Source organism: Microbacterium sp. MTN4-26, from assembly GCF_042846595.1.
GTDB classification, from domain to species: domain Bacteria; phylum Actinomycetota; class Actinomycetes; order Actinomycetales; family Microbacteriaceae; genus Microbacterium; species Microbacterium luteum.
In genome coordinates this window covers 194,484-210,963 of record NZ_BTGO01000001.1, presented here as the reverse complement: position 1 = coordinate 210,963, position 16,480 = coordinate 194,484, and the positions used below count along the sequence as shown (strand labels likewise).

15 protein-coding genes and 2 tRNA genes are annotated in these 16,480 nt (G+C 69.2%); 3 read left to right on the top strand and 14 right to left on the bottom strand.

Annotation, left to right across the window (positions count from 1 at the left end):
- Positions 1 to 98 precede the first annotated feature (98 nt).
- A complete protein-coding gene (locus tag ACGG9C_RS01090; protein WP_194385304.1) occupies positions 99 to 2,093 on the top strand; it encodes a DUF262 domain-containing protein in 1,995 nt (664 codons plus the stop codon).
- A gap of 4 nt (positions 2,094 to 2,097) precedes the next feature.
- Here ACGG9C_RS01090 and gnd read toward each other — a convergent pair whose 3' ends face one another.
- The 3 genes from gnd to ACGG9C_RS01075 all read right to left on the bottom strand — a co-directional run bounded on the left by gnd (position 2,098) and on the right by ACGG9C_RS01075 (position 4,406).
- A complete protein-coding gene (gnd, locus tag ACGG9C_RS01085; RefSeq protein WP_194385303.1) occupies positions 2,098 to 3,147 on the bottom strand; it encodes a phosphogluconate dehydrogenase (NAD(+)-dependent, decarboxylating) in 1,050 nt (349 codons plus the stop codon).
- 79 nt (positions 3,148 to 3,226) lie between these two features.
- Positions 3,227 to 3,300: transfer RNA gene (locus ACGG9C_RS01080), tRNA-Ile, on the bottom strand.
- A gap of 32 nt (positions 3,301 to 3,332) precedes the next feature.
- Positions 3,333 to 4,406: a DMT family transporter gene (locus ACGG9C_RS01075; RefSeq protein ID WP_390178138.1), complete on the bottom strand. Its 1,074-nt coding sequence runs from the start codon at positions 4,404 to 4,406 to the stop codon at positions 3,333 to 3,335.
- A gap of 51 nt (positions 4,407 to 4,457) precedes the next feature.
- Between ACGG9C_RS01075 and def the strand changes: the two genes are divergently transcribed.
- The gene (gene def / locus ACGG9C_RS01070) at positions 4,458 to 5,024 is read left to right on the top strand and encodes a peptide deformylase (protein ID WP_194385300.1); all 567 of its coding nucleotides are present in this window, start codon (positions 4,458 to 4,460) and stop codon (positions 5,022 to 5,024) included.
- A 45-nt stretch (positions 5,025 to 5,069) separates the two neighbouring features.
- Here def and ACGG9C_RS01065 read toward each other — a convergent pair whose 3' ends face one another.
- The 7 genes from ACGG9C_RS01065 to dusB form a co-directional block, all read right to left on the bottom strand.
- A complete protein-coding gene (locus ACGG9C_RS01065; RefSeq protein WP_194385299.1) occupies positions 5,070 to 5,249 on the bottom strand; it encodes a hypothetical protein in 180 nt (59 codons plus the stop codon).
- A 12-nt stretch (positions 5,250 to 5,261) separates the two neighbouring features.
- Positions 5,262 to 6,608 carry a ferric reductase-like transmembrane domain-containing protein gene (locus tag ACGG9C_RS01060; protein WP_194385297.1) on the bottom strand — a complete coding sequence of 449 codons (1,347 nt, stop codon included), beginning with the start codon at positions 6,606 to 6,608 and terminating at the stop codon, positions 5,262 to 5,264.
- A 173-nt stretch (positions 6,609 to 6,781) separates the two neighbouring features.
- Positions 6,782 to 6,854, bottom strand: a tRNA-Asn gene (locus tag ACGG9C_RS01055).
- Between the two features lie 59 nt (positions 6,855 to 6,913).
- On the bottom strand, positions 6,914 to 7,720 hold the full coding sequence (locus ACGG9C_RS01050) for an ATP-binding cassette domain-containing protein (protein ID WP_194385295.1): 807 nt from the start codon (positions 7,718 to 7,720) through the stop codon (positions 6,914 to 6,916).
- A 46-nt stretch (positions 7,721 to 7,766) separates the two neighbouring features.
- Positions 7,767 to 9,629, bottom strand: coding sequence for a DNA primase (gene dnaG / locus ACGG9C_RS01045; protein WP_194385293.1), 1,863 nt, complete (start codon positions 9,627 to 9,629; stop codon positions 7,767 to 7,769).
- Entirely contained in the window at positions 9,629 to 10,972 is a 1,344-nt protein-coding gene (locus tag ACGG9C_RS01040; protein WP_194385497.1) for a deoxyguanosinetriphosphate triphosphohydrolase, read from the bottom strand. The genes dnaG and ACGG9C_RS01040 overlap by 1 nt, the downstream gene beginning before the upstream one ends.
- A gap of 10 nt (positions 10,973 to 10,982) precedes the next feature.
- Entirely contained in the window at positions 10,983 to 12,149 is a 1,167-nt protein-coding gene (gene dusB, locus ACGG9C_RS01035) for a tRNA dihydrouridine synthase DusB (protein WP_194385292.1), read from the bottom strand.
- Between the two features lie 54 nt (positions 12,150 to 12,203).
- Here dusB and ACGG9C_RS01030 point away from each other — a divergent pair, with 54 nt between their 5' ends.
- On the top strand, positions 12,204 to 12,701 hold the full coding sequence (locus tag ACGG9C_RS01030; protein ID WP_194385290.1) for a glutathione peroxidase: 498 nt from the start codon (positions 12,204 to 12,206) through the stop codon (positions 12,699 to 12,701).
- Here ACGG9C_RS01030 and ACGG9C_RS01025 read toward each other — a convergent pair.
- The 4 genes from ACGG9C_RS01025 to ACGG9C_RS01010 all read right to left on the bottom strand — a co-directional run bounded on the left by ACGG9C_RS01025 (position 12,607) and on the right by ACGG9C_RS01010 (position 16,408).
- Complete coding sequence (locus ACGG9C_RS01025; RefSeq protein ID WP_194385289.1) at positions 12,607 to 13,395, bottom strand: DsbA family oxidoreductase; 789 nt, start codon at positions 13,393 to 13,395, stop codon at positions 12,607 to 12,609. The genes ACGG9C_RS01030 and ACGG9C_RS01025 overlap by 95 nt on opposite strands.
- 45 nt (positions 13,396 to 13,440) lie before the next feature.
- Positions 13,441 to 14,250, bottom strand: a complete 810-nt coding sequence (locus ACGG9C_RS01020) for an isoprenyl transferase (protein ID WP_194385288.1) — start codon at positions 14,248 to 14,250, stop codon at positions 13,441 to 13,443.
- Positions 14,247 to 14,975, bottom strand: coding sequence for a DNA repair protein RecO (gene recO, locus ACGG9C_RS01015; RefSeq protein WP_194385287.1), 729 nt, complete (start codon positions 14,973 to 14,975; stop codon positions 14,247 to 14,249). The genes ACGG9C_RS01020 and recO overlap by 4 nt, the downstream gene beginning before the upstream one ends.
- Positions 14,976 to 15,055: 80 nt before the next feature.
- Positions 15,056 to 16,408 (bottom strand): hypothetical protein, encoded by a 1,353-nt coding sequence (locus ACGG9C_RS01010; protein WP_194385286.1) that lies wholly within the window; start codon positions 16,406 to 16,408, stop codon positions 15,056 to 15,058.
- Positions 16,409 to 16,480: the final 72 nt, after the last annotated feature.

Genomic DNA, 16,480 nt, shown 5'->3' with positions numbered 1-16,480 from the left:
TTAGGCAAGCCTACCTCGCCGCCGGTCGGCGCCCCGTGGTCGCCGACCCGGTTCACTAGACTCGACGGCGGCCTGCAACGAACGGAGCGAAGCGCCCCATGCTCACTGCCACGAACATCGACGCCCACGCGGTGAACACCGTCGCCTGGCTGTCCGCCGCGGACGCCACGATCGTGGTCCCGGTGTACCAACGGCAGTATCGCTGGGACATCGGCGGCTGCGAACAGCTGCTCGCCGACATCCGCGCGGTCGCCGATTCGGACGAGCGTCATATGCACTTCATCGGATCGATCCTGAGCGCTGAGATGCGCACCGATCGTCTGTCCGAGCTCGTCCTGATCGACGGACAGCAGCGGATCACCACGCTCATGCTCCTCGTCGCCGCGCTGCACCACACCGTGCGGGACCACGACCCGCTGCTGGCCGGTGAGCTCGAGCAGGTCCTCGTGCATCCCGACGCACGCGCGACCAAGCTGCGCCCGCATCGCGCCTGGGCGAACGTGTTCGAGGCGGTCGTCACCGACTCGCGCGGGGACGCCGTGCGTGACTCCCGCTTCGATGACAACTACGCCTTCTTCCGCAGCCAGGTGCGCCCCGACGAGGTCGCGCGGGTCTGGCGAGGTCTGCAGAAGCTCGAGCACGTCGCGATCACCCTCGGGCCCGGCGCGAACGCCCAGCAGATCTTCGAGTCGCTCAATTCCACCGGCGAGCCGTTGCGCGACCACGAACTCATACACAACTACGTGCTGATGGGCCTGTCACACGGCGAGCAGACCGCCATCGAGGACGAGTTCTGGCTCCCCATCGAACGGCACACCGGCGAGCGGATCGCGGACTTCTGGAACCACTATCTGGTGATGATCGGAGGCCGCGAGGTCGCCGTCACACGTGGGCGTGGTGTCTACGAGGCCTTCCGGACGCACTTTCCGCGGCTGGAACCGGCGGCCCTGCGCACCCATGCCGAAGCCTGGCGCGCCTATGCCGAGGTGTACGGCGTGCTCCTCGACCCGGCACGCGAAGCGGACCCGGACGTCTCCCGTCACCTGCGCTGGCTCTCGGTCTTCGGCGCGGGGATGTTCCCCCTCATGATGCGCGTGCATCGCGAATGGACCACCGGCGTCATCGACAAGCCCACGCTGGTGACGGTCCTCGAGCAGCTCCAGTCGCTTCAGCTGCGTCGTACGATCGTGCGCCTCACGAACGAGCGTCTCGTCGCGAGGCTCCTCCGGGCGCTGGACGACGGTGTGGACGCCCTCACGCTCGCCATCTCCCGGCTCACTCCCTCGGACGACCGCGTCCGCGTGGCGCTGAAGTACACCGAGCTCCCGCATGCGATTTACGTGATGTCCCGGCTGGCGGGCGTCGACGACGTCGCCGATGTGGACGTGGACCACATCCTCCCCCTCGCCCCCTCCGACGACTGGACGGGCGACGGACGCACGGCGTGGTCGGACGTCGACGACGACACGCAGAACGCCCATCGCGCTCTTGCCGCAACCCTCGGCAACATCGTCCTCCTGGAGGAGGATGCCGCGATGGCGTCCTTCGGCGCGTCCTTCCCCGCCAAGCGCGCCGTCCTCGAGCGCAGCGCCATCCCGCTGACGGCGGAGGCTGCGAGGGCCGAGCAGTGGAACACGGCGGCGATCTCGGCGCGCTCGGCGTCACTTGCAGCCGCGTTCATGACCACGTGGCCGCGTCGCGGCCCGATCGTCATCGATGACGACGGGCTGACGCCCATCCTCGATGCGGTACCGCGCCGAGGATGGCCGCGCGGATGGCAGCAGGAGTTCGCCTACGTCGAGTACGTCGGCGAGCACTGGGAGGTCCCCGACGTGAAGTACCTCTTCAACCGGGTCTTCAAGCGCCTGTGGGCCGACTCGCGCATATCGGTGGAGACCTTCAGCGCGCGCCGGGGTGGGCCGGTGTACCCGGAGATGTCGTGGACCGGTCAGTGGGACCGCCTCGACGACGAGCACTTCCTGTACATGGGGTGGGACTCGCGCTACATGCTCACCGCCATCCAGGGCGTCCTCGTCGAAGCGGGCCTCGCGCCGGAGGTGTTCGTGAAGTACTCCTACCTGTGGGCCGACTGACGACTCACTCGGCCTTGCGCGACCCCGCCTCGAGGCGATCGCCGGTGGGCAGCTCCTGGTGCCCGCCGAATTGGAGGCGCATCGCCGAGAGCAGCTGATTCGCGTACTGGTCTTCGTCCCGGGAGGCGAAGCGCTCGAACAGCGACGCGGCGAGCACCGGCGCCGGCACACCGACGTCGACGGCGGCCTTGACGGTCCATCGCCCCTCTCCCGAGTCCGACACACGGCCGGCGAGCCCGTTCAGGTCGGGGCTCTGCTCGAGGGCGGCAGCCGTGAGATCGAGCAGCCAGGAGGAGATGACCGAGCCTCGCCGCCACAGCTCCGCGACCTTCGGCACATCGATGTCGAACTGGTAGAACTCCGGTTCCTCGAGCGGTGCGACCTCCGCGGAGTGCTCGGCCTCGCGCACTCCTGCATCCGCGTTGTGCAGAATGTTGAACCCCTCCGCGAGGGAGGCCATGATGCCGTACTCGATGCCGTTGTGCACCATTTTGACGAAGTGGCCGGCACCCGCGGGTCCGCAGTGCAGGTAGCCGAGCTCCTCGGGAGCGTATTCCCCCGACCGACCGGGCGTGCGATCGATCTCACCCGGTCCGGGCGCGATCGTGCGCAGCACGGGCTCGATCGTTCGAACCGCTTCGTCGGCGCCGCCGACCATCAGGCAGTAGCCGCGTTCGAGCCCGAACACACCTCCGCTCGTGCCGGCATCGACATAGTGGATGCCTTCCTCCCGCAGAACCGCCGCGCGACGCACATCGTCGCGGTAGTTCGAATTCCCGCCGTCGATGATGATGTCACCCGGCGCGAGGTGTTCGGCGACCTCTGTGACGACCGTGCCCGTCAGCCCCGCCGGAATCATGAGCCACACCACCCGCGGGCCCTCGAGCTTCGACGCCATGTCGGCGACGTCGGTCGCCGGCGTCGCCCCCTCCCCCGCCAGCGCGGACACCGCGTCAGCGTTGACGTCGTAGACGACGCACTCGTGTCCGTCGCGCATGAGGCGGCGCACGATGTTCGCCCCCATGCGTCCGAGTCCCACCATTGCCAGCCGCATCCGCGTCTCCTCTCGGGTCCCTCCGACCCTATCGACGCGCCCGATGGAGCGGGAACCCCTTGCGTGGGCTCACCGTGAGTAGGGCGGGTGGGACTTGAACCCACGATCGTCGGGTTATGAGCCCGCTGCCTTGACCAGCTTGGCCACCGCCCCCGGCATCCCGACCGGGATGACCTCGTACGAGCCTACCGGGCGTCGTCGTCGGGATCGTTGATCGGCGGCTCCGGCCAGACCTTCGCAACCGCCTCTCCCAGCCGCGTGGACCCGGTCGGCGGGTGGGGTCCGTCGAAGCCGCTGCCGTCGCTGCCCCGCTCCAGAGGGAGTTCCTGGCTGTCGGAGATGATCTGGGGGTGGTGACGTGCGAGCTGGAACACCCCCCACACGGCGATGGCGCCGGCGACGGCGAACCCGATGTAGGCCCACAGGGGTGCGTTCTGCGCCTCGCCGAGGACCGTGAGTCCGATGACGACGGCGACGATCGGATCGATCACGGTCAGTCCGGCGATGACGAGATCGGGAGGCCCCGACGAGTACGCGGACTGCACGAAGTACGCCCCGACCGCGGTCACGATGAGAAGTGCCGCGACGCAGGTGAGGGTCAGCCACTCGAAATCTCCAGACTCGATGCGGCTGAGAACGACCTTGGCGAGCGTCGCCACGAATCCGTAGAGGATGCCCGCGGCCATGATGTAGAAGAGCGCGCCGACGTGGTGACGCCGCCACAGCCACACCGCACTGAACAGCACCGCGACCACCGCGAGGATGAGAAGGACGGTGATCAGCTGCCGGTCGCTGAGGGGCGTCTCGGTGGCGAACAGGGCGGCGATGGTCACGAAGAGGAAGATGCCGCCCACGCATGCCACGATCGCGATCACGGATCGCCGCGTCGGCCGATGGCCGCTGATCTTGGCGTTGAGGAGCGTCGTGATCACGAGCGCGATCGCTCCGAGCGGCTGCACCACGATGAGCGGCGCGAACGACAGAGCCGAGAGCTGACAGACGATGGCGAGACCCAGCATGACCGTGCCGAGCACCCACGACGGGCGCGCCAGGAGCCGGCCGAGCTGCGCAGCGGTCAGGCCCTTCTGCGTCCCTCCGCTCAGGCGCTCCACCTTGGTCACCCCTCGGTGCTGATACTGCGCCCCGAAGGACATGAAGACCGCGCCGATGAGGGCGAGCGGGATGCCGATGAGGATCCCCGGATCCTGGAACGCGCCCACGAGCTGATCGCCGACATCCTCGACACTGCCGACATCGATAGCGATCACGCTTCGACGATACCCGGGCGTCCGGAGGTTACGCTGTCGGACGTGCCCGTACTTCCGATCCGCATCATGGGCGATCCGGTCCTCCACGGCCCCGCCTCCCCCGTCGAGTCCGTCACCGACGAGATCCGCGCGCTCGTGGCGGACATGTTCGAGACGATGGATGCTGCGCCGGGCGTGGGCCTTGCCGCGCCGCAGGTCGGCGTGCCGCTGCGCATCTTCACCTACGCGTACGAAGACGACGACGGCCATCCCTGGCGCGGGGTGATCCTGAACCCCGAGCTGTGGATGCGTCCCCTGGAGCCGGGCGCACCCGATCCGGACGAGGAGTCGGAGGGCTGCCTCTCGTTCCCCGGCGAGCGATTTCCGCTCCGTCGTTCGGACACCGTCCGGGTGACGGGCATCGACCTCGACGGCATGCCCGTGACACTCGAGGTCGACGGATGGCGCGCCCGGATCCTGCAGCACGAGTTCGACCACCTCGAGGGCGTCCTCTACGTCGATCGACTGGACGACGGCGACTGGAAGACCGTGCAGAAGATCGCCCGCAAGCGCGGCTGGGGACGACCGGGCGCCGCCTGGACCCCCGGGGTGGACGAGCTCGAGGCGTAACGCACGCCGAGCGTCGGCCCCTCAACGGGTGATCATGGACCGACCTCAGTCGCAGTGCAGATACTGCGCGTTCGCGGGCGGTGGGTCGACCGCACAGGCATCCGGCACCATCACCTGAGCGAGCACGCCCCACCCGACGCAGGCGGCGACGACCGCCGTAGACACCACCCACACGATCCGTGTGACGCGCTTCTCGCGCAGGCCGACGATCTTCTTCCCGCTCATGTCCCCACTCCGTCAGGCCATCGCGAATCGCTCGGCGCTCACGTGCGCATCCGGTATCCCCAGCGTGGCGAGGGCGGCTGTGACCGCGTCCATGACCGGACCGCTCGCGCAGAGGAAGTAGGCGCGCTCGCGCCGATCCGTCGGCAAGACGCGATCCAGCACGTCGGTGCGGATGCGGCCGGTCTCGCCATCCCAGCCGTCACCCGGGCGGCTGACGACGTGCACCACCTCGAGGTTCGGCATGCGCTCCTGGAGCTCGCGCAGCCGGTCGGCGCCGATGATGCGATCTTCATGTCGGTTGCCCAGGATCAGCAGACAGTCGCGGTCGTCGCCTCGATCGGCGAGGGTGGAGATCATGCTCAGCATCGGGGTCACCCCCACGCCGGCGGCGATGAAGACGAACCCGTTCGCATCGTTGCGTTCCATCGTCAGGTGGCCCCACGGCCCATCGAGGTAGACGACGCTGCCGAGCGACAGATCCGGAACTGTCGCAGTGAAGCCCTGCTCCGGCTTGATCGTGAACCGTACCCGCCCCGGGCTCTGCGCGCTGGAGGAGAACGAGAAGGGATGGTACGTCATCGCGAAAGGCGAACCCCCGACATGGATCCACGCGTACTGCCCGGCTTCGAACTCGAATCCGCGCGGGCCGAACGACCTCGGATCGACCGGCTCCAGCTCGATCGTCGACGAACCCGCCGCTTCGTTCTCGACGGCGACGACCCTCCAGCGTCGTCGCCAGCGGAGGATCGGGCGCACGATTCGCACCCAGACGCCGATCGAGACGAACGCGAGTGAATAGCACACCCACAGCGCCTTCTCCCACGGCTCGTCGACGTAGTACCCGATCAGCAGAACGTGCACGAGTGCCGTCACGACGATCAGCGTCGCAAGCACACTGTGCATCACCTGCCAGACCGCGTATCGGATGTGCAGCCTCCGCCGCCAGATCGAGGTCACGATGAGCACTGCCAGAAGCACCACGCTCACCACCGCGAAGCGCGCACGGGCCGGCGCCTGAGCGACATCCAGAAGAGCGAGGAAGCGCGGATCCCAGAGGAAGAGGATGATCGGGTGAGCGAAGATGAGGAGCGCGATCAGCCAGGTGATCTGCCGGTGGAAACGCAGGAGCAGATCGAGTCCGAACACGCGCGCGGTGCGCACGGTGTGCGCGGCGAGGACGAATTGGAGCCCCATCAAGGAAAGCCCGACGAATCCCGCGGCCACCGACAGGTTCACCCAGAACCCACGTCCGGGATCCAGTTGGATCAGGCTGAGGATCAGCGGGCCGAGTGCGATGGTGAGGTACAGCGCGGCCCACCCCGCGGCGCGCGCCGGGGTGCGCGAACGGCGCTGCGGCATGACGGAGACCTTCCGATGTCGGGTGGGACCGAACCTATCGGAAGCGAACGGACGGGATCAAAACGGCACCGCCCTGCCCGGGTCGATCACCCCGCAACTCCGCGGGGATCCAGCACGACGGCCGGTGGAAACGACGAAGCCCCGGCCTTCTCTGCGAAGGTCGAGGCTTTCCGCTCCCCCACTTGGACTCGAACCAAGAACCTACCGGTTAACAGCCGATTGCTCTGCCAATTGAGCTATGGAGGAATATCCCCGCTGCGCGGGCAACCAGATGATCCTAACAGGATTCGCCCGACGGGAGGAAATCAGTCGGACGGCTTCGCGGCGGCCACCAGCCGGTGATCCGCGTCGCCGCTGGGCGTCCAGAGGAGGTCATCCGCTCCCCGGCCGGCGGCGATCGCATGCCCGGACCGCATGACGATCACATCAGCCTCGAGCCCGCGCACGACATCGCGGTCGTTGGTGCCGACCAGCGCGGCCATGCCGTACTCATCACGGCGTCGCAGCAGCGCTGCGAGGGCCGCCGCCCGCACCTCGACGTCGAGATTGGCGAACGGCTCGTCGGCGACGAGAAGCTTCGGATCGAGGATGAGCGCCTGCGCGAACGCGACCCGCTGGCGCATGCCCGCGCTCAGCTCATACGGATACTTCGCGGCCGCGCCCAGCGGGAGCTGCATCTCGTCGAGCAGCCCCGCGACCCGGACGGCCAGCGCGCGGGCGTTGACGTTCTTGTCACGCGATGTGATGGGCTGACCGATCAGTTCCGACACCGTGAAGCGGGACGGCAGCTTCGCGCCGGCGGACTGCGGCAGGTAGCCCGTGAGATACGTCAGTCGGCGCAGCGCCCGCCCCGGACGTCGGACCCGGATGCCGTGCACGCGCGCGTCGCCCCCGACGACGGCGAGGCCGGACTCGCCGGCGCCGGCGATGACCGCGAGGAGGCTCGACTTGCCGGCACCGGTCGGGCCCATGATCGTGAGCGCATGCGCGTATGGCAGCGTGAAGGACAGCCCGTCCACGACACGCTCGTCCGGTGCACCGCGACCCGCCCGGGAGATCGAGAGATCATCGGCCCGGACGGCCACGTCCGCTTCTTCGATCCGCGACGCCATACCGACATCCTGCCGTGTCCGCGCACCGATCACCAGCGCGCATGCGTCAGTCCTCGGCGTCGAGCCGCTGGCGCTCGACGTCGAGCTCACGCAGTCGCAGTCGGATACGTCGCCCCTGCTCACTGTCGGCGGGCACCCGCTGGATCGCTCCGAGAAGCTCCGTCTTCTCGGTCTGGAGTCCGCGTCGCACGAGGCGCCGCGCGAGATCCGCGGTCGACGCCTCCGCGCTCTCGACCGTCGATGCCGGAAACGGCATGGTCAGCAGTTCCGAGGCGAGCGAGCGGTACGGTTCGCGCACCTGATCGATCGCCTCGACCGACCAGCCGGGCCGGGTCACGTCGGCCGTCTGCGCCACGACCTGCCGAACCGCCTCGAGCGCGGGAGTGCGGAATGGCTGGTCGACGGCACGCGCCAGCAGGGCGGTGTCGAGGCGGTGACCGAACTGAAGGAATCCCATCAGGGCATCCCGCTCGAGGGCGGCATCCGGCGTACGCGGGAGCTGAGCGACGGTCGCGCGCGACACCGAGGCGGAACCGTCGTCGTCCGGCCGCGCCGCGGGCGCAGCGCTCATGCGACGACGGTCCTCCGGCTCGCGTCGGCCGGCACGCTCGACCTCGCGTCGGACATCCTCGGTGTCCATTCCGAGGCGACGAGCGAGCACGCGGATGTACTCCGGCTGGATGAGCGGATCGCGCAGGTCGGCGACCACCGGTGCCGCGGACCGCAGGGCCCCGATCCGACCCTCCACGGACGCGAGATCGTAGGCGGCGATCCGCTGGTCCAGGACGAACTCGACCATCGGCGACTTCGACTCGACGAGGCCGCGGACCGCACCGTCGCCGCGGTGGAGACGCAGGTCGCACGGATCCAGTCCCTGCGGGCCCGTGGCCACATAGGTCTGTGCATTGAAGCGCTTGGCATCGGCGAACGCGCGAAGCGCGGCTTTCTGCCCGGCGGCGTCCGGGTCGAAGGTGAACACGACCTCGCCGGCCTGCGAGTCGTCTCCCATCACGCGCCTGAGGACCGTGATGTGATCGGACCCGAAGGCCGTGCCGCACGTGGCGACGGCGGTGGTCACCCCTGCGAGGTGACACGCCATGACATCGGTGTAGCCCTCGACGACCACCACGCGGTGATCCCGGGAGATGTCTCGCTTGGCCAGGTCCAGGCCGTACAGCACCTGCGCCTTGCGATAGATCGGCGTCTCGGGCGTGTTGAGGTACTTCGGACCGTTGTCGTCGTCGTACAGGCGCCGGGCGCCGAAACCGATCGTCTGCCCGGTGACGTCGCGGATGGGCCAGACCAGGCGACCGCGGAATCGGTCGTACACCCCCCGCTGCCCCTGGGAGACGAGGCCGGCGGCCAGCAGCTCCTCCCGACGGAACCCGCGTGCACCGAGCGCGTCGAGCATCCCCGACCAGCCGCGCGGCGCGTACCCCACGCCGAAGTGCGCCGCTGCGCCGGCGTCGAACCCGCGCTCGCCCAGGAAGCGGCGCCCGGCGTCGGCATCCGGTGTCGCCAGTTGCGCGCGGAAGTACTCCGCCGCCGCCGCGTTCGCCTCGTAGAGGCGCGCGCGGCCGCTGTTCTGCGGCGCAGCCCCGCCGTCCTCGTAGTGCAGCGCGTAGCCGATGCGCGCGGCGAGACGCTCGACCGCCTCCGAGAAGCTCAGGTGGTCCATGCGACGGAGGAACGTGTACACGTCACCGGACTCACCGCATCCGAAGCAGTGGTAGAAGCCGACCTGGGGCCGCACGTTGAAACTCGGGCTGCGCTCGTCGTGGAACGGACAGAGCCCCTTCATGGATCCGACGCCCGCGGGCTTGAGGGCGACGCGCTCGCCGATGATGTCGGCGATGTTGGTACGCGCCTTCACCTCGTCGACGTCCGCCTGACGGATCAGTCCGGCCATCAGACCCCGACCTCGCCGCGTGGACGAGGAGCCCCCGACGGCCGCGGCTCGCTGTAGCGCGGAGCCCAGACCCCCAACGAGGCGGCGTCGACCTCGCCGACCAGGCGGCCGTGCCAGGCGATCGCGACCTGATCGGTGAGGCTCGCCACCTGATCGACCACGACGCGACGGCGGGAGTCATCGTCGGCCGCGGCGTCGAAGTCGTCGGCGTACTGGGGGTCCAGCGCCTGAGGCGAGTCCCACAGCGCCGACGCCAAGCGCTTCAACACGCGTCGCTGTTCCCTGTAGAGCTCCTTGCGCCCGTCGATCGAGACCACCGTGGCACCGATGATCCCTTTCAGCACGGCCATCTCGGCCTCAATCACCCGAGGCACCACCACGTGCGCGCGGTAGCGCGTGAGAACGGGGCCGGCATACGCCTCCCGCGTCGCGGTCGTCGCGGCGCGGGCGAAGCGGCCGATGAGGTCGGAGGTGAGGTTCTTCAGACGGGCGAGGTCGGCCCGGCGTGCGGAGAATCCATTGATCCACTCCGGCAGCCGCATCAGCCGGAACAGGGCGTCGGCGAGTTCATCTCGAGCGAAGTCGTATCCGACCCATGACTGGATGGCCGTCAGCAGCGCCTCGTGCTCCGAGGTGTCCGAGAGCCGCCGCGGATCGAGGTAGCCGTTGACGACGGCGTCTTCGAAGTCGTGGACGGAGTAGGCGATGTCATCCGACAGGTCCATCACCTCCGCCTCGATGCAGCGCACCCTGCCGGGGGCACCGGCGCGCATCCAGTGGAAGACCGGCTCGTCGTCGGGATACACCCCGAACTTCAGCCGCCCACCGGGGTCGGGCAGGGGATGCTCCGCCGTCCAGGGATACTTGCACGTGGCGTCCAGGCTCGCACGCGTGAGATTCAGGCCGTGGCTCTGGCCGTCGGCTCCGAGCACCTTGGGCTCGAGGCGGGAGAGGATGCGCAGCGTCTGCGCGTTGCCCTCGAATCCACCGACGTCTTCCGCCCAGTCGTTCAGCGCCCGTTCGCCGTTGTGTCCGAACGGCGGATGGCCGAGGTCGTGGCTGAGGCAGGCCGTGTCGACGACGTCGGGCGACAGGTGCAGCGCGGTCGCGAGTTCACGGCCGACCTGTGCCACCTCGAGCGAGTGCGTCAGACGGTTTCGCGCGAAATCGGCCGGGGAAGCCGGGCTCAGCACCTGGGTCTTCGCGGCGAGCCGGCGAAGCGCGGCCGAGTGGAGCACGCGTGCGCGATCACGCGCGAATCCGTCGCGGTGAGAGCGGTGCTGCTCGGCGTGGAAACGCGCGGCGTCATCATCGTCGTACCCGGCCGGGCGCTCCGACCGCATCGCGTCGTCGTCACCCGCCACTGTGATCCAGCTCCGCTTCGGCCATCGCGCCGGACGCGTCCGCGGCGAGCTCACGCGAGTGGAGCCATCCCTCGGGAAGCGCCGGCCGCTTGGGACTGCCCGCTCGCCCGCGCTGCCCCTCTGCGGCGGCACCCGGGTACGGCGCGGACAGGTCGAGCTCTCCGATCAGGTCGTCGATTTCCGCGAGGCTGGAGACCGTCGCGAAGCGGGCACGCAGATCACCGCCGACCGGATACCCCTTGAAGTACCACGCCACGTGCTTGCGGATGTCACGGCACCCACGGCTCTCGTCGTCGAAGAACTCGATCAGCAGCTCGGCATGGCGACGGAAGGCGTCGGCGACGAAGGCGAGCGTCGCATCGACGGGCGGCGCAGCCGTTCCGGGTCCACCGAGCCGTCGGGCGAGATCGCCGAACAGCCACGGTCGGCCGAGGCATCCCCGACCGACCACGACGCCGTCGCAACCGGTCTCGCGCATCATGCGCGCGGCGTCGTCCGCCGACCAGATGTCGCCGTTGCCGAGGACCGGCACACTCGTGACGGCCTCCTTGAGTGCGGCGATCGCAGACCAGTCCGCGCTGCCCGAGTAGAACTCCGACGCGGTACGGGCGTGCAGGGCGACGGCCGTGACACCGGCGTCTTCGGCGATCCGGCCCGCGTCGAGGTAGGTGAGATGGTCCGCGTCGATGCCTTTGCGCATCTTCACCGTCAGGGGCACGTGCTCGGCGGCGCGCGCGGCTCGCGTCACGATGTCGCGGAAGAGCCCGCTCTTCCACGGCAGTGCCGCCCCACCCCCCTTGCGCGTGACCTTCGGGACGGGACACCCGAAGTTGAGGTCGATGTGATCAGCCCGGTCCTCCGCCACGAGGAGTCGGACGGCGTTCTCGACGGTAGACGGGTCCACGCCATAGAGCTGGATGGATCGCGGCGTCTCGGACTCGTGGTGGGTGATCAGGCGCATCGTGGTGGCGTTCCGCTCAACCAGCGCACGGGACGTGATCATCTCGCTGACGTACAGACCCGCGCCGTACTCGCGACACAGCCGCCGGAAGGCGGTGTTGGTGATGCCCGCCATGGGGGCGAGCACGACCGGCGCATCCAGGGCGATCGGCCCGATGCGCAGGGCGCTTGCAGGCGCGGTGACGGTGGTGTTCATCCGGACCATTCTCCCAGACGCGGACCCCACGCGCGGGCGCCGTACCCTGGGGATATGACCGCTGCCTCCGCTGTGCGAGACATCCCCTTCACCACTGCCGACGGCCACGAGGCGACCCTCGCGTCGTACGGCGACGGCGTCGCTCTCGTCGTCAATGTCGCCTCCAAGTGCGGTCTGGCTCCCCAGTACGAGCAGCTCGAGCAGCTGCAGCGCACCTACGGCGATCGCGGGCTGACGGTCGTCGGCTTCCCGTGCAATCAGTTCCTGGGCCAGGAGCCCGGCTCGATGGAGCAGATCCTCGACTACTGCGCCACCACGTGGGGCGTGAGCTTCCCCGTCAACGACAAGATCAAGGTGAACGGCCGCGGCGCCGCGCCCCTCTATGCGGCGCTGAAGACGGCGAAGGACGGCAACGGCAAGGCGGGGGCGGTGAAGTGGAACTTCGAGAAGTTCCTCGTCACACCGGATGGAAGCGTGCACCGCTTCCGCCCCACCACCTCACCCGACGACCCGGAGATCCTGCGCCTGATCGAGCAGCATCTGACCTCCTGACGGCGACCCGCGGGTTCTCAGACCGATCGACGACGACCTCCGCCGTCCGCTCGCTCGCGATCTGCTTCAGGATCTGTCCGAAGGCCTCCGGCGGCTGTGCGCCGCTGACGCCGTAGGCACCGTCGATGACGAAGAAGGGCACCCCGGTGATGCCGTAGGCGCTCGCCTGCGCCTGATCCGCTCGAACCGCCTCCAGGTAGACCTCGTGCTCGAGTGCGTGTCGCACCTCGTCCGCATCGAGACCGACCTCCGCCGCGAGGGCCACCAGCTCGTCGGCGCGGCCGAGGTGACGACCCTCGGTGAAGTAGGCGGCCATCAGTCGCTCGCTCATCTCGTGCTGAAGCCCGCGCTCCTTGGCCAGGTGAAGCAGCTGGTGAGCCTTCACGGTGTTGGTGTGACGCAGCAGATCGAAGCGGTACTCGAGGCCGGCGTCGGCGGCCACACCGCTGACACGATCGAGCATCTGCTGAGCGGACGCCGCGTCGACTCCCTTGTGCGCGGCCAGATACTCCGCTTCTCCGCCGTCGAAGTCGACGGGCGTCTCCGGCGCCAGTTCGAAGGAGTGGAAGGTGACACGCACGTCGGGGACGCCCTCGCCGCGAGAGGCGATCGCCTTCTCGAGGTTCCGCTTTCCGATGTAGCACCAGGGGCAGGCGATGTCCGACCAGACGTCGATCGCGATGGCATCCGTCATGCCGGAGGCAACATCCTCACGCCCTGCCGTATTCCGTCGCGGCCATCAGACGGCCTCATCGGGCGTGTCGACGGCGGCCCCGAATCGTCGCTCCCGGCCGAGGTACAGGTCGATCGCCCGCCACAGATCCTTCCTGCCGAAGTCGGGCCAGAGGGTGTCAAGGAAGACGAACTCCGCGTACGCGCTCTCCCACAGCAGGAAGTTGGAGGTGCGCTGCTCGCCGCTGGAACGCACGAAGAGGTCGACGTCGGGCATGTCCGGCTGGTACAGCCGTCGCGCGATGAGCTTCTCGGACACGGCGCGAGGCTTCAGTCGACCCGCCGCGACATCGTCGGCGATGCCGCGCATCGCGTCGACGAGCTCGACGCGCCCGCCGTAGTTGACGCACATGGTCAGCGTGAGCACGTCGTTGCCCGCGGTGAGCCGCTCGGCGTACTGCAGCTCCGAAACGACCGAGGACCACAGGCGGGGCTTGCGTCCGGCCCACCGCACGCGCACGCCCCACTCGTTGAGCTGATCACGACGACGGTGCAGCACGTCGCGGTTGAATCCCATGAGGAAGCGGACTTCGTCGGGAGAGCGCGACCAGTTCTCCGTTGAGAACGCGTACACCGACAGGTGGCGGACGCCCGCCTGGATGGCGCCGGCGACGACGTCCAGCAGCGCCGCCTCGCCCGCCTTGTGTCCTTCCACGCGCGTGAGGCCGCGCCGATTGGCCCACCGTCCGTTCCCGTCCATGACGATGGCCACGTGGGAGGGCGCGGCGCCCGGCGGGAACGCGGGCGGGTACTCGCCCGTCCAGTCGACGGGACGGTAGGGAACGGCGTCGCGATGAGTGTACGGCTTGGGGCTCACGGGCGGCTTTCGACGTGGGACAGGGATCGGATGCCGCGCTCGAGGTGCCACTGGGCGTAGGCGGCGATGAGACCGGACGCAGCGGTCGTGGCGGCGGCGGGGGCGGCGTCGACGGCGACCCAGTCTCCGCGGATGAGCGCACCGAGGTGGGAGACGGCCGCCGGATGCACCCGCGCGGCCCCGGTCGGCGCACACGCGGCGCACACCATGCCGCCGGATTGCGCGACGAATGCGTCGTGCGGACCCGGGGCGCCGCATCGGGCGCATTCTTCGAGTCCGGGCGCCCATCCCGACAACGCCATCGCCCGCAGCAGGTAGGAGTCGAGGATGTGTCGGGCGGAGTGCTCGCGCATCGACAGCGCCCGGAGTCCTCCGACCAGGAGCAGGTACTGCTGCGGGGTCGCCTCGGCTTCGTTCAGTCGGTCCGCCGCCTCGACCATCGCACTCGCCGACGTGTAGCTGTCGTAGTCGACGACGATGTCCGCCCCATAGGAGCCGAGCGATTCGGCCTGCTGCACGATGTCGAGCGAACGGCCCTGGTAGAGCTGCACGTCTGCGACCATGAACGGCTCCAGGCGCGATCCGAACCGCGATGACGTGCGCCGGACACCCTTGGCCACTGCGCGCACTTTGCCGTGGCGGCGGCTGAGCAGGGTGACGATGCGGTCCGCTTCTCCCAGTTTGTGGGTGCGCAGGACCACGACCTCGTCGCGATAGGTGGGCACCCCTCGATTATCCCGCGGTGCGCACCGACGGGCCGCGGACGGCGCGCGGACGGGTCGTGAAGAGACGGAACCCCGGCGGCTCACCACACCGTGTAGAGCAGGTGCTGCACCAGCAGCGCCCACACGAGCTGAGCAGCCAGGAGGCGGCGCCGCCACGGGGCCGGGACGAAGGCGAACGCGATGGTGAGCCACGGCACGAACGGCAGCCAGATCCGTTCCACCTCGGCCTTGCTCATCCCCGACAGATCGGCCAGCAGCACCATGAGGGCGCCAGCCACGATGAGCCACCGCACCGCGGATCGGCGGCGCACCTCCGGGGAAACGGTCGTCGCAGCGATCGCACCGCCCACCGCCGGGCCCGCGCAGATCGCGAGGGCCGCGAGATTGCCCCAGACCCAATACGCGTATGGCCGCTCGGAGGCGATGCCGTCGGCGTACCTCTCGGCGAGCACGGGATATGCCTCCCACAGGGCGAATCCGCCCGCCGCGAAGCCGAGCACGACGGCGGATGCGGTCGCTGCCGCGATCGGGAGCAGCACCCAGCGCCGCGTCGCGATGAGCACCGCCAGAGCGAGAATGCCGAGCAGCAGCATCCCGTACGACATCATGACGGTCGCGCCCAGCACGATCCCGGCGATCGCCGCCCAGGCGATCATCGCGGCCGTTCGGGGGCGCGACACGGCGACGGCGAGTGATGCGATGCCCCACGCACCGACCGTTGCGATCACGGCGTCGGCCGAGACGGCGAGGAACACGGCGGCCGGTGTGAAGACGAGGAAGGGCGCCGCCCTCCGCGCCACGGCCTCCGCGCCGAGGGCGCGCAGCGTCGTGAGCACCGCGGCAGGCAGCGTGGCGGCGACGAGCGTCACCACGATGCCGGCGGTGAAGTCGGAGCCGAGTCCGAGTCGCACCAGAGCGACGAAGAACAGAAGCATTCCCGGTGGGTGCCCGGCGACGTGGGTGACCCAGTTGTCGTCGGCGGCGTAGGGGATGCGCGAGACATACGTCGTCAGCAGCACGCCGATGTCGTCGACCTCGCGCGCGGTGCGCAGGTACTCGTACGGGTTCCCCAGCACACGGGAGATCCCCGTCGGACCGTCAACGAAGGCGAGCGCGAGCATCCAGGTGGCCGCCGCGAAGGCGGACGACGCGAGCAGCGCCCGCCACGAGAGGGTGAGCGCCCAGCGGTCTGCGAAACGCCACGCCAGAACGGCGATGAGCACCGCCACAGCGGTGGCCGCGCCCACGTGCGGCACCCACAGACCATGAAGCGGAGCGATCGCGCGATCATCCGCGGAGCGCGCCGCACGCGTGGCGACATCCCACCCCGTCGCGACGGGCACCGCCACGGCCGCGGCGATCAGAGAGAGGGCGACTCCGCTTCCGATCACCGTCGCGCGGCGGCGGATCGTGGCGGTTCGGACAGAGGGCATGCTCCGAGACTAGGCACTCCCCCGCCGTGCCCAGACCGCGCCGTCCGCGGTTCGTAAGGTGCATCTCCGCTG

What these genes read in the sequence shown, in the direction of transcription:
- ACGG9C_RS01090 (WP_194385304.1), top strand. Translation starts at nt 99, where the DNA reads ATGCTCACTGCCACGAACATCGACGCCCACGCGGTGAACACCGTCGCC.
- gnd (WP_194385303.1), bottom strand. Translation starts at nt 3,147, where the DNA reads ATGCGGCTGGCAATGGTGGGACTCGGACGCATGGGGGCGAACATCGTG.
- ACGG9C_RS01065 (WP_194385299.1), bottom strand. Translation starts at nt 5,249, where the DNA reads ATGAGCGGGAAGAAGATCGTCGGCCTGCGCGAGAAGCGCGTCACACGG.
- ACGG9C_RS01060 (WP_194385297.1), bottom strand. Translation starts at nt 6,608, where the DNA reads ATGCCGCAGCGCCGTTCGCGCACCCCGGCGCGCGCCGCGGGGTGGGCC.
- ACGG9C_RS01050 (WP_194385295.1), bottom strand. Translation starts at nt 7,720, where the DNA reads ATGGCGTCGCGGATCGAAGAAGCGGACGTGGCCGTCCGGGCCGATGAT.
- dnaG (WP_194385293.1), bottom strand. Translation starts at nt 9,629, where the DNA reads ATGGCCGGACTGATCCGTCAGGCGGACGTCGACGAGGTGAAGGCGCGT.
- ACGG9C_RS01040 (WP_194385497.1), bottom strand. Translation starts at nt 10,972, where the DNA reads ATGCGGTCGGAGCGCCCGGCCGGGTACGACGATGATGACGCCGCGCGT.
- dusB (WP_194385292.1), bottom strand. Translation starts at nt 12,149, where the DNA reads ATGAACACCACCGTCACCGCGCCTGCAAGCGCCCTGCGCATCGGGCCG.
- ACGG9C_RS01030 (WP_194385290.1), top strand. Translation starts at nt 12,204, where the DNA reads ATGACCGCTGCCTCCGCTGTGCGAGACATCCCCTTCACCACTGCCGAC.
- ACGG9C_RS01025 (WP_194385289.1), bottom strand. Translation starts at nt 13,395, where the DNA reads ATGACGGATGCCATCGCGATCGACGTCTGGTCGGACATCGCCTGCCCC.
- ACGG9C_RS01010 (WP_194385286.1), bottom strand. Translation starts at nt 16,408, where the DNA reads ATGCCCTCTGTCCGAACCGCCACGATCCGCCGCCGCGCGACGGTGATC.